This is a genomic window from Metabacillus sp. cB07 (assembly GCF_016839225.1).
Lineage (GTDB): Bacteria > Bacillota > Bacilli > Bacillales > Bacillaceae > Bacillus_P > Bacillus_P indicus.
Genome location: NZ_CP069296.1, coordinates 3,803,566 through 3,815,959, shown reverse-complemented (window position 1 = coordinate 3,815,959; position 12,394 = coordinate 3,803,566). Strand labels below are relative to the sequence as shown.

At 43.9% G+C, this 12,394-nt stretch carries 7 protein-coding genes; 6 read left to right on the top strand and 1 reads right to left on the bottom strand.

Translation table 11 applies throughout. From position 1 onward, the window contains the following. The first annotated feature begins 17 nt into the window (after positions 1 to 17). Both JOJ89_RS19465 and JOJ89_RS19460 read left to right on the top strand, forming a co-directional pair. A complete protein-coding gene (locus JOJ89_RS19465; RefSeq protein ID WP_029567011.1) occupies positions 18 to 281 on the top strand; it encodes a hypothetical protein in 264 nt (87 codons plus the stop codon). 190 nt (positions 282 to 471) lie between these two features. Further along, positions 472 to 2,268, top strand: a complete 1,797-nt coding sequence (locus tag JOJ89_RS19460) for an SEC-C metal-binding domain-containing protein (RefSeq protein WP_203289083.1) — start codon at positions 472 to 474, stop codon at positions 2,266 to 2,268. A gap of 262 nt (positions 2,269 to 2,530) precedes the next feature. On the opposite strand, the gene tagU is transcribed toward JOJ89_RS19460, so the two are convergent. Beyond that, on the bottom strand, positions 2,531 to 3,475 hold the full coding sequence (gene tagU / locus JOJ89_RS19455; RefSeq protein WP_203289082.1) for a polyisoprenyl-teichoic acid--peptidoglycan teichoic acid transferase TagU: 945 nt from the start codon (positions 3,473 to 3,475) through the stop codon (positions 2,531 to 2,533). A 233-nt stretch (positions 3,476 to 3,708) separates the two neighbouring features. On the opposite strand from tagU, the gene JOJ89_RS19450 reads away from it, so the two are divergent. The 4 genes from JOJ89_RS19450 to JOJ89_RS19435 all read left to right on the top strand — a co-directional run bounded on the left by JOJ89_RS19450 (position 3,709) and on the right by JOJ89_RS19435 (position 12,081). After that, on the top strand, positions 3,709 to 7,707 hold the full coding sequence (locus tag JOJ89_RS19450) for a leucine-rich repeat domain-containing protein (protein ID WP_203289081.1): 3,999 nt from the start codon (positions 3,709 to 3,711) through the stop codon (positions 7,705 to 7,707). Positions 7,708 to 7,850: 143 nt separating this feature from the next. Further along, complete coding sequence (locus tag JOJ89_RS19445) at positions 7,851 to 9,176, top strand: cell wall-binding repeat-containing protein (RefSeq protein WP_203289080.1); 1,326 nt, start codon at positions 7,851 to 7,853, stop codon at positions 9,174 to 9,176. A 148-nt stretch (positions 9,177 to 9,324) separates the two neighbouring features. Beyond that, the gene (locus JOJ89_RS19440) at positions 9,325 to 10,104 is read left to right on the top strand and encodes an SGNH/GDSL hydrolase family protein (RefSeq protein WP_203289079.1); all 780 of its coding nucleotides are present in this window, start codon (positions 9,325 to 9,327) and stop codon (positions 10,102 to 10,104) included. Positions 10,105 to 10,212: 108 nt separating this feature from the next. Beyond that, complete coding sequence (locus JOJ89_RS19435; RefSeq protein ID WP_203289078.1) at positions 10,213 to 12,081, top strand: cell wall-binding repeat-containing protein; 1,869 nt, start codon at positions 10,213 to 10,215, stop codon at positions 12,079 to 12,081. The last annotated feature ends 313 nt before the right edge of the window (positions 12,082 to 12,394 follow it).

The following is a 12,394-nucleotide window of genomic DNA, read 5'->3' as shown; positions in this document are numbered from 1 at the left end:
TTTAGGGAGTGAATCCTTTGTCTAATCTGGACCATATTCTTTATGATGTACATGAATATTTCATCCTGAACAAAAACTTTCTCCGCGCCTGCTTTGAGGATTTATCTCTGACAGACTCCGAATGTGCAGAAGCGCTCAGGCTTTATTTTAATGATATTAAAGAGGAAGAGTATCACAATACGCTCATCCCGACACTGAACCGCGTCGGACATGACATTCATTTTGCATACGGTGAAGATCAAAGCATGTATATTTATAAAAAATCAGATCAAGTGGGTTAAGAGCTTGATGTAAAAAACCGCAGACTTCAATCTGCGGTTTTTCATTATTTATAACATAATAAAGAATATCATCTTCTTATCTGCCTGTCGGAGCGGACCCTTGGCGCTTCCACTTTTGTTCTGCGCGTTGAATTATTCCCCGATAACTGGCACAATAGATGAGGGAATAAGGATTTAAAGGAGTCTACAAATGGATATTGGAAGAAATGACGCGTGCCATTGCGGCAGCGGAAAAAAATATAAGAAATGCTGTATGAATAAAGTGACATCGATTGAAGCGATTCGTCATGCTGATCTTGAAAAGATGCAGGGAGAGCTGATGCAGTTCGCCTCCTCTGTTTATTCAAGAGAAATGGATAAGGCTGTCAGAGAGAAGATGCGCAAATTCAACATAGGCGAGGATCAGCAGATTTACGGTTCACTCCTTGTCTGGGCTGTTTTCTCAGTAAATGTTGGAAACGGGACTATCTTAGAAGCCTTTATTGAGAAAAAACGTCACGAAAATGTGAGACCGGTAACGATGGCCCAGCTGGAGAAATGGGCTGGCGCCGTTCCGACTTTCTCTGTAATAGAACATGTAACTGATGATGAAAGCTACACTGTGAAAGATCTGTTTACAGAAGAAGTAAAAGATGTGCGCGTGGACGAGGGAACCCATTCCTTTAAATCCGGCGCGATGCTTCTCGGGTACCTGCTGCCATTCGGAGACTACTATACGTATTTCATGATGCAGCTTGAATTTGAAGAAGCGCAGACGGAGTTTAACAAAAAACTGACGCTCAAGCTTTTCGAAGAGAGCACGTTCGATGATATCGGCGCGTTTATGGCGGATCAGTTCCCGGAAATGCTGATTTCCATGCTGACGGAACCTGTAGAGGAAGAGCCTCAGGTGGAAGAAAAACCTCTCGTTGAAGAAGAGCTGGCTTGGGATGAACCGTTGTACGAAAATGCTGCATTGAAGATGCAAAGAAATCTTCTGCAAGCCCATGTTCCAGTAGAAACTGCCGAAAAAGCATTTGCTTTGATGCATAAATATCTTCATAGTGTAAAGCCAACAATCAAAAAAGAGGTCATTTACTCGGCCGGCATGCATTATTTCGTTGAAAAACATATGTACAAGCAGGGAATGACCCAGAAAAAAATCGCGGAGCTTTACGAAGTCAGCACAAGCTCTCTTTCAAAGGTATACAAAGAGATGAAAGCTGAGCTTGAGGCGGATCTCACAGAGGACAGCATCACTGTGTCTGAAATAGGTGATGCGAAGAAGTATAGCGATGCAGACCGCGCGCGTGCGCAGGAACTTATATTCGAAGCAATGGAGAGTTCTCCGCAGCAGAGATTAAAGCTTGCCACACAGGCGATGGAGATCTATCCGTACCACCCGGATGCCTACAATATGCTGGGAGAGGCAGAGAGCGATCCTGCCAAGCAGCTTGAGCTATATAAACGGGGAATGGAAGCCGGTGAGGCAGACCTCGGCAAGGAGATCTTCAAGGAAGATAAAGGCATGTTCTGGGGAATGGTTGAAACGCGCCCTTACATGCGCTCCAAGTTCAACTATGCCATCCTTGAAGCGGCAATGGGCAACCTGACGGAAGCAATTAAACAGTGCGAGGAACTGCTCGAGCTGAACGAAATGGACAGTCAGGGCGTGCGCTATACGCTGTTTGTCATGTACATGGATGCAGGCGAGCACAAAAAAGCCAAAGCGCTCCTCGAGAAATTCGAAGAGACCGACTTTGCAGCAGGCGCCTACAACATGCTGCTTGTGGAATTCGCGTTAAAAGGAATGACTCCTGCGGTTGAAAGACTTGCTCAAAAGGCGAAAAACGTGAATCCTGTCATCTACGATGTTCTGGCCGGCAAACGAAAGCTGCCGAAGGAGCCGGAGGAATTCGGTCAAGAGTATGAAGCGGTTGAGTACTTCATGGAATATGGATTTGTCTGGTCCAATCATCCGGAATTGGTTGAGTGGATGTCTGAATAATGCTTGGCTGAAGCCGGTTTTCCTTAGGGAAGCCGGTTTTTTAGTGCTTACATAGAGTTTTATTGTTAAAACACTGCAAAAAGGGCTGGCGCCAGCCCCTAACAATCCAAATCCGGGGTCTAACAATCCAAATCTGTTTTGCGGTTGCCCAGGCAAGAGCTGTTCTAATTAATCACCAACCCGCGGCCTAACGACTTTTGAGGCCGCCCTCCCAAACTGCAAAAAAAACAAACCCCAGTATAAATTGGGGTTTGTTCTCTTATTAGTTTGAAGCCGTTTTCCCAGACAGCTCCAAATGCTCTTTCAGCTGATTTGATAAAGCTGTGCGCTCTTCTTCAGGAACGATGTAATAGTAGATCCCGCCGATTCTGTCGCTGGTGCCTTTGATCTGGTGCTGTTCCATGGAATTGCGTGCATCTTTGTAGTTCTCCTGAATGCTCCACATTTCGTCCATTCCGAGGTTCGTTTTGACGTTGTTTTCAACAATTTTAAACATCTCGCCGAATTTGGAGATGGAGGAGATATTTGCTCCTTTTGCGATAACGGCTTCAATGACCTGGCGCTGGCGCAGCTGGCGGCCGAAGTCACCCCGATCATCCCCATAGCGCATTCTTGAGTAGCTTAGTGCATCTGCACCGTCTAATTGAATGAGGCCTTCATTAAAGGTCTTGCCTTCATATTCAAAGTACAAATCGTTGTTTACTTCCACTCCGCCTACTGCATCAACGATATCCTTAAAGCTCTCCATGTTCACTTTTACGAAGTAGTCAACAGGAACGTCCAGGAAATGCTCGACCGTATTGATGGCCATTTCCGTGCCGCCGAAGGCGTAGGCATGGTTGATTTTGTCTTCTTTGCCTTTTCCGATAATCTCAGTGCGTGTGTCACGCGGAATGCTGACCATGTTCATCGATTTTTTGTTCGGGTTTACGGTTAAGAGAATAAGAGAATCCGAGCGTCCGCGGTCTCCTTTTCGCTCATCCACGCCCATAAGCAGGATGGAGATTGGGTCTTTTTCTTTAAATGCAACTGCCTGAGGGCGTTTTTCGGATTTCTCCCTGCCGATGTTTTCCTGAATTTTTGCCACCGTATCGGTTGCTGTTTTATACAAATAGAAGGCGTAGCCACCGGTACCCAGTACGAGCAGACCAATGATGCTTAGGGTAATCCAGAGCCATTTGCGCTTTTTGTGTTTTTGTTCTCTCATCGTCTCATCCTTTAATAGAAGTAATTGCCTATACACATTATATTTTTGCCGTATCATGGAAACAATACTTTTTTTGTAAAAAAATAGAGGTTCCACCAATTTGACGTATTGTATAAGCGGTAAGTTTCATAAATTTGTAGATTTTTGTCTTGTGAATCAAATATACTTTATTATCGGCCATATCTATAATGGATTTAATATGCTAGTAAAAACCAGGGGGAAAAAATTTTACGATGAAAAAAATGCTGTCGGTCCTCATGACTCTAATTTTGCTTATAACCATGGTCTTGCCTTACGCGGCGGCAGCTGAAACGGGAACACAAATCGCCTTTCATTCTTATACAAACACAGAAAATGGAATAAGGCTGGTGTGGACAGTGACCTCGTCTTCAAATGATCCGCAGTCTTTTCTTCTTGTGAAAAACGGCGCAGAACAAAAGATTGAGGCTTCACTTGCAGATGAACTGATAAACAGAGACGGTTCATCTGCACGAACGTATGAATACTTGGACACAAATACTGCAGATAAAGAGGTCTATACGTATTCTATTAAGCTTGAAAATGATGCAATGCTTCAAACAGAACCCATTACCATCGTCCATCAAAAAGAAAACAGCGGACCGATTACTCCTGTTGATCCTGCAGATCCGGCAGATGAGGGATTTCTGCTGAATGCCCGTGCAGAGGGGACAAGTATTGCCGTTTCCTGGCCTGCTTATAAGAGCAGCAGTAAAGCAGTCTATCAGCTTTACCAATCCGGAACTTTCATTGGAAGCTATCCGGATGCCGGCGAACACATCTTTAAAGACTTGGAGCCTGATACGGACTATTCATTTACACTTAAAATTATTGCGGACGAGAAGCTAATTGACAGCAGGGAAGTGCGTGTGAGAACAGAGGCAGAAAAAAAGCCTGCCTACACGGTTTTCTTTTATCCCGTCAATGACACCGCTTTTGAAACGAGCTGGTTTCTAGATGGTGCGGCCTTCTTTGATGTGTATCTTAACGGCAAGCTGAAGCTTGAAAAAACGAAAGAAACAGAGTACCAATTTACTGACTTAAAGCCAGCGACAGAATACGAAGTGAAAGTCACTGCGTTTGACAGAAGGGGCAAGAAGCTGAATGAATCTTTTGTAAAAGGAAAAACAAAGGAAGCTGCAAACGGCAAAACAGTCCAATTTAAAGACAGTGCACTCAAACGTGCGGTGAAGGACCAGCTGCGGATTCAGCGCGATGTGACGGAAAGCGATCTCGAGAAGCTGACGTATTTGAATGCATCAGCTTATGAGATCAAAGATCTGACAGGACTCCATCATGCAGTGAATCTTCAGCATCTGGAGCTTGCAGGCAATAGCCTGAGAAGCATTGAACCATTGAGGCTGCTGACAAATCTTGAGTATTTGGATCTTTCAATGACGGGGTCAGTCGATTATTCTCCTCTTAATGACCTGGTGAATCTGAAGAGTCTTGTGCTTGCAGACTCTTCGTTTAAGGATACAAAAAATATTGGGAAGCTGACGAAACTTAAAGTGCTGGATCTTAGTTTCACAAATGTGAAAAATGTATCTTCCCTCAGTTCGCTATCTCGATTGGAAGAAATAAACCTTTCCTATATACCAGTTGAAACGATTCAGCCGCTGCAGACGCTGACATCTCTTAAAAAAATCATCTTGTACGGAGAGGTTTACTTAAAGGTGAAAGATGAGCTCCATCAGTTTGGCGACAATCTTGAGATCATTTATGACGACAGTCTGAACATCCATCTCGTCCATGTAAAGCCGGGGGATAGGAGTGCTGCATTCCAGTGGGAATACGAGGGAGATGACATTCCTGCTTATTACGAAATTACGGTTGACGGAATCACTCAAAAAACCGAAACAGAAGGACGGGTCATCAACTATGAGACGTCGGGTCTGAAGCCTGAAACTGTGTACTCCTACTCCATTAAGGCTTTTGGAAAAAATGGCGACATGAGCGGGTTTAACAGCGGTTTTTTCACAACTCTAAAAACGCCTTCCGGAGAAAAAGCCGTTTTTCCGGATTCGAACTTGAGAACCGCAGTGAAAAACCATTTCGGTTTAAAGCGCGACATTTATGAAAGTGATCTGGAAACTCTGACAGAACTTGATCTGACGGGGGAGGGAATCAGTGACCTGACTGGGCTGGAGAGTGCAAAGAACCTTAAGATCCTTGTTTTATCCGGCAATTCTATAAAAACGGTTAAACCGATTGAGTCTATGAGCCTCACATCGCTGCACCTTGATGACAACCGTCTGGAAGATCTGTCTTCCATCATCAAAATGAAAAGTCTGCAGATTCTCAATTTGTCCAACACGGGCATCAAGAACTTTTCAGCACTTGCGGGGTTGAAAGACTTAACGGTGCTAAGCCTTGCATACAACGGGGTTACTGATTTTTCAGCCATACCTGCAAGCGAGAAACTGTCAGCTCTCTATTTAAACGGAAATAAGCTGTCTTCGCTCAAAGGGATTGAAAAAGTTCAAAACCTCACTGAGCTCAGTCTTGAGGACAATCCAATCACAGACATTGAGCCGCTCACTGCCTTAAGACATCTTCAACTTGCAGATCTGTCGATGACTTCTGTGAAAAAGATTGAACCATTGCTGTCCATGGACTCACTGGTGACGGTTCTTCTTTTCAGCATGAAAACGCTCGATCTTTCAGAAGGATCGGACGCCTGGGAGGTCATCGGGCAGCTGATTGATAAAGGCGTCTATGTTGAATACGATGACTCCGGAACCTTGTTTTCCATCTATACAAGCAGAAAGACGGAGGATTCAATAGAAGTAAGCTGGGACTATTTCGGGGAAAAGGATATCGATTTCTTCAAGGTTTTAGTGAACGGAGAAACAGCTTCAAAACGCGTGGAAGGCTATGAATACAGCTACTGGATCAGAGGACTGAAACCTGAGACGGTCTATGACATTGAAGTTAAGGCGTATGACGAAGAAGGAGAGCTTCTTTTCAGTGAATCAATGGAAGAGACAACAGAGGCAGCTCCTCAAGGTCCTGCTGTCCATTTCAAAGACAAGAAGCTTGGTGATTTGATCAAAGAGCAGCTTGGACTTGTCCGCGACATCCGTCAAAGTGATATGGCGCAGCTAACCGAATTGTTTTTATTAGATTTGGATATTACAAGTTTGAAAGGACTGGAATCTGCGGAAAATCTGCAGTCTCTCTTCATCCATAACAATGAGACGAAGCTTGACCTTCAGCCGCTAAACGCACTCAAGCTTGTGGATTTATCCATCGAAAACACAGAGATCAAGAATGACAAAGTGATTCAGTCACTTTCAGATCTGTCTTTTCTGGCCATAAAAAACAATCAGCTTCAGGACCTGTCATTTATAAGCGGTCTTGGTCAGCTCGCTTATCTAGATTTATCGCAAAATAACATCACGGACCTGTCGGCTCTATCCGGTCTCAGCGAATTGGAAATGCTTCAGCTTAATCACAATCAGATTAAGAGCATCAGCAATACGTTGAAACTCGAGAATCTTCAGCACTTTGAACTTGCCGCAAATCCTCTTGAAGATCTGTCTGGAATAGAAGCATTCGAATCTCTTTCAACTGTGATTTTTGAAAGGACGAAACTGACAAACATTGACCAGCTGCTGCTCCTTGAAAACCTGCAGATGGTTTCGCTATTTGGAATCAGCACGCTTGATTTGTCGCCGGGCTCACGGGCTACAGGCGTTGTGGAAGAGCTCAGAGCACGAGGTGTGAAAGTTTGGGCGGAAGCATCTTTTTACCCTGAAATACACATCAGCGACGTCACGCAGACGACCATTTCCTTCTCATGGGATAACATGCTGGAAGGAGACGGAACGTACACGGTTTACGTTAACGGCGAAATGCAGGGAGACGAGCCTTTTCCTGCTGAGAAGACTTCCTACCATTTAACCGGACTGGAACCTGATACGGTGTATTTTATAGAGGTCTTTGGTGAAAGCGGAGCATTTGTTAATTCAGCCTGGAAAGAAATCACAACTTTGTCTGAAGTGGAAGAAGAAATCTCTGCTCCTGGAGCAGGGAAACCCCATCAGGAAAAAGGAGAACCGGTCAGCAATCGTCCGAATAGACCGGGTGAAATCGCAGCTGAGAACGAGCTTCCAAAAACGGCATCTTTGATGTACCAATATGTTTTCTTCGGAACAATTCTTATGATGGCAGGTGCAGCTTTCCTCGCAGCCCGTCGAAAAAGAGGATGAAAAGATAGTCGAAAAGCAGCAGAAATGCTGTTTTTTTGCTGTCTATAGTCGTTTTTCCCCATTATTTGTAATGTACTTGTAAACTATCAGACTATTACTCCGGTGCTATAATGAGAAGGGTAAAAACATCATAGGAGAATGGTATGAAGAAAATAACACTTACATTGTTGAGCTGTCTAAGTCTAGTGCTGCTTTTTCTTATTTCTCAGCCGGAGCATGCTCAGGCAGGGACGACAACAAGAATATCCGGTGAAGACCGGTATAAGACGTCTGTGGAAGTTTCAAAGAAAGCCTTTCCAAATGGCACGGCGAATATTGTGATTGCCGTCGGCACCAATTTTCCGGATGCACTGGCAGGAGGACCGCTTGCATATAAATTGAAAGCGCCAATCCTTCTTACAAAGAAAGACTCTATCCCCACAGCTGTAAGCAATGAAATTGTCAGGCTGAAACAGCGGGGAGCCAAAAACGTATACATACTTGGCGGTGAAAATGCCGTCACTAAAGCCGTAGCAAGCAAGCTGACATCAATGGGTTTAACGGTTCAGCGAATTTCAGGCTCAGACCGCTACGAAACATCGGTTGCTATTGCCAAGCATGTTGGCACAGCAACGAAAAAAGCATTCATAGCCAATGGCTCGAACTATCCTGACAGCCTTTCAGCATCTGCCATCGCAGCGAGGCAGGGCTCACCGATTCTGCTCGTTCAAAAAAGCAGCGTGCCGTCATCTGTTCAAACTTTTCTAAAAGGATATTCAAAATCATACGTAATCGGCGGAACCGGCGTCATTGATGGATCTGCTTTTTCTAAGCTTCCATATGCAGAACGCATTGCAGGGGCAGACCGCTATGGTACATCAGCTAAAGTAGCCTCTAAGTTTGCGAGCTTTTCCGCGTCGCACACCTTAGTAGTCTCAGGGCAAAATTATGCAGACGCCCTTACAGGTTCTGTCTATGCAGCCCAAAAGAACATTCCGATGCTCTTAACAAAATCTTCGGCTCTTCCGACCGCTATTGGAAACTTAATCGACACTAAAAATATCGGAACTGTCACCGTTATCGGCGGTACAGCTGCTGTTTCAAACAGCGTTTTAGCCTCGATTTATTTTCCAGTGGACAAGCTGATTGAAACAGCCAAATCCCTGCAGGGTGTGCCTTATAAATACGGCGGCACGACAACCTCGGGCTTTGACTGCAGCGGCTACACAGAATATGTATTCAATAAGCACGGCATTGACCTGCCAAGAACCACAAAGGATCAATGGAATACAGGCACAGTTGTGGCTGTACCTCAAAAAGGAGATCTCGTCTTTTTTGAAACTGTTTCAGCAGGCCCTTCTCACGTCGGAATCTTCATTGGAAACAATGAATTTATCCATGCGAGCTCATCAAAAGGCGTATCCATCACAACGATGGAAAATGTCTACTTTAAACCAAGATATTTGGGCACAAAAAAGGTCATTAATTAAGCGGTGAGGCAACTCACTGCTTTTTTGATTGAGATTAATCCCCAAAATTACGTAAAATTTTCATGAATTTCCTTAATAGTCTTGCAGGTATGCCGATGCATAACTATGATAGAATGTAGTACTTTTCATATTTTGGAGGAATACGGAAATGAATAAAATCGTTACAGCATGTGTCGTCATCCTGACCTTGTGTGCGCTTATACTCGGAAATCATCACTGGAACCAAAAAATCAGTTCCGTAAAAGCGCAGGAAGATCCGGCTAAGTCCGAAGAGATGAAGCAGGAAGAACAGCCAAAATGGCAAAAGTATGCGGCTAACCTTTCCGCACCTCTTAAAGAAAAAATAAAGGAAGCTCAAGAAGGAGGCGCGCCTCTTAAACTGGTTGCGGCCGGTTCTGAGAGCACGTCGATCCAAAGCACAGGCTGGCCGGCTCTGCTTCAGTCAAAGCTTGATGCAGCTTACGGAAAAAATATTTTCGCCATCGAAGTATTATCATATCCGGAAGGCACTACTAGAACTTTTCTTAATGAAAATCATATGGAAGATATCAGCAAGCAAAAGCCGGATATCCTGCTTTTGGAGCCTTTTTCATTAAATGACAACGGAAATGTCGGCCTTGAGAATACGCTGCTGAACCTTGAAGAGATTCTCTCAGACATTAAGCAGACAAGCCCGGAGGCAGTCATTTACCTTCAGCCGTCACACCCCATTTTCAATGCAACCTTCTACCCTAAAGAAGTGGGTGCTTTAAAAGAGTTTGCAGAAGAAAAAGACCTTACATATCTCGATCACTGGACAAACTGGCCAGACAGCAAAGATGAAAAAATCAAAACAATGCTGACAGAAGATCAGCAGACCCCGAATGTTGAGGGCAATAAAGTCTGGGCAGAGTATCTCGCGTCCTACTTTATCAAAAACGAGAAATAGATCCTGAGAAGGGTCTATTTTTCTTTTTATTGGAAACTTATACAATACTTGATGGATTTTTATGTTAGTATTTTACTAGAAACTATTATTTGGAGGAACGTGCGTGTAATGAAAAAGATGCTGGTTTTGACGTTTATGACGGCTGTTTTTTTTCTGATGTCGCCCGCCTTATCGCAGGCTGCATCTGATTTTGGTTCTGTGGAGGCAAAGGTTAGTGAAAAGTGTAACTATAATCCAATGACACAAGAGGGAAAATTCATTCCTTATCAAACGGGAAATTGCTTATTGACCAATGTTGCATTGGAACTTGAAGTTCCTGCAGAAATAGTAAAAGCGGTCGCTACAAAAGAAAGTGTGGACTGGCAGCAGTTCGACACAAAAGGAGACCCGATTGTTTCAGGGGACGGCGGTATTGGCATCATGCAAATAACGGTCTATCCTGCAGGTGACAAAGAAATGCTTGAGAGGAATGCAGTTTTTAATATTTACACAGGTGTTAAGAGATTGAAAGATTATATGAACGTTCCAATAGGAACTGGCAAGCCAGCTCCAGTTGTTCAAGCAGATGATCCGGCTGCCTATCTTGAAAGATGGTATTTTTCAGCACTGCGCTATAATGGCATCAAACCTAAAAACAGCCCTCTATTGATTTGCGGAGGAGATGGCAGCAGAAATGCAGGAGCTTATCAGGAAGAACTTTACTCCTTGCTGCAGTCAGATAGCGGAAAAGGCATACAGGATATAACAACCCGCATATCGCATATCGATATGGCGCCTTCAGATTTCTCCTATACGTGCGGATCAGCAGACAATATTTTATTTAATAAAACAAGTTTTACACTGAATGGACCGATGACAGAGACAAAGCATTTATTTAACAAAAACGATACGCTCATTACATATAACGATGATGCAGCCGATCCGAAAATCCGGTCTGGAGCTACTGGATCTGCGCCTCTTGTAAAAGCCGGAAAGGGGATTGCGGTAAAGACAGCGGGCGCATTTGTTTATGACACAGCTTCCGGTTCTACTAATCAGTTTGTCTGGTATCCGGTTCAGCTCAAAGATTCTCAGACAAAAGGATATATTGCCTCAAGCTACCTGAAACGTGTCACAACAAGACTTGCGGGAGACAACAGGTACAATACAGCAATTGAAATATCAAAAGAAGGATGGAAGCAGTCAGGGACGGTTGTCATCGCAACTGGCCAAAACTTCGCCGATGCTCTTTCAGGAACACCCCTGGCAGCTAAATTCAACGCTCCTCTTCTTTTAGTCAACAGCAATCCGAATGCTGCAAACACTGCGGTCTTTAACGAAATTAAGAGACTTAAAGCAACTAAAGCCATTCTTCTTGGCGGAAGTAACGTTGTAAGCTCTACTACTGAAAACACCTTAAAAGAATTAGGTTTGAATGTTTCAAGGATTGCCGGTTCAGACCGCTATGTGACATCTGCTAAGATTGCCGAACAGTTATCATCGGCTACTGCTGTTCTTGCAATTGGCGACAACTTTGCAGATGCCGTTTCCATTGCACCATTTGCAGCCAAAAATGGCCATCCAATTCTGCTTACAAGAAAGACGAGTATTCCGGCAGCCGTCAAACCAGCACTGGCAGCAGCAAATAAAGCGTACGTGATTGGCGGGGAAAGTGTCATTTCAAAAGAAGTATTTAATTCTCTTGCAGGCAAAAACCCTGTCAGATTGAGCGGCAAGGACCGGTATGCAACAAGCAAAGTCATTGCGCAGGAATTGCCTCTTGGAAACAATGAAATTTTTGCTGCGACCGGGGAGAACTTTCCTGATGCTCTTTCAGGTGCTGTTCTTGCAGCCAAAAACAATTCATCTATCCTTCTGGTAAAACAGATTAAACCAGGTTTAGACGTCATTGATAACTACCAATCAGTCACGATCCTCGGAGGATCAACTCTGATTACACCTGCAATGGAATCGAACATGATCAACCTCCTAAAATAAACACCAGACTGCCGGACACTCCGGCAGTCTTTTTCAATATTCCCCGGGAAACATGTCGCCTTATGACAAAACATGCCGGGACCAATGCCTCACTGGAATCCTATACCAAAATATAAATGGAAGGTGCATAAAAACTCGGAGTCTGTCATCCCTGTTTCCGCAAGCATCTTTGTCTTATTTGCTTTTAAACATTGATGCATCAAAGGATAACAGGGTTTGAAGCGGTTTTGTATATGTCGTAATTTGTCTTTCTTTTATTAATGAATAAAAGTTTTTATAAATGTTTGACTATTCAATATTTTACAAATAGAAT

Excerpts from the sequence above, each read along its gene's own strand:
- JOJ89_RS19450 (WP_203289081.1), top strand. The coding sequence starts at position 3,709 with ATGAAAAAAATGCTGTCGGTCCTCATGACTCTAATTTTGCTTATAACC.
- tagU (WP_203289082.1), bottom strand. The coding sequence starts at position 3,475 with ATGAGAGAACAAAAACACAAAAAGCGCAAATGGCTCTGGATTACCCTA.
- JOJ89_RS19460 (WP_203289083.1), top strand. The coding sequence starts at position 472 with ATGGATATTGGAAGAAATGACGCGTGCCATTGCGGCAGCGGAAAAAAA.
- JOJ89_RS19445 (WP_203289080.1), top strand. The coding sequence starts at position 7,851 with ATGAAGAAAATAACACTTACATTGTTGAGCTGTCTAAGTCTAGTGCTG.
- JOJ89_RS19440 (WP_203289079.1), top strand. The coding sequence starts at position 9,325 with ATGAATAAAATCGTTACAGCATGTGTCGTCATCCTGACCTTGTGTGCG.
- JOJ89_RS19435 (WP_203289078.1), top strand. The coding sequence starts at position 10,213 with ATGAAAAAGATGCTGGTTTTGACGTTTATGACGGCTGTTTTTTTTCTG.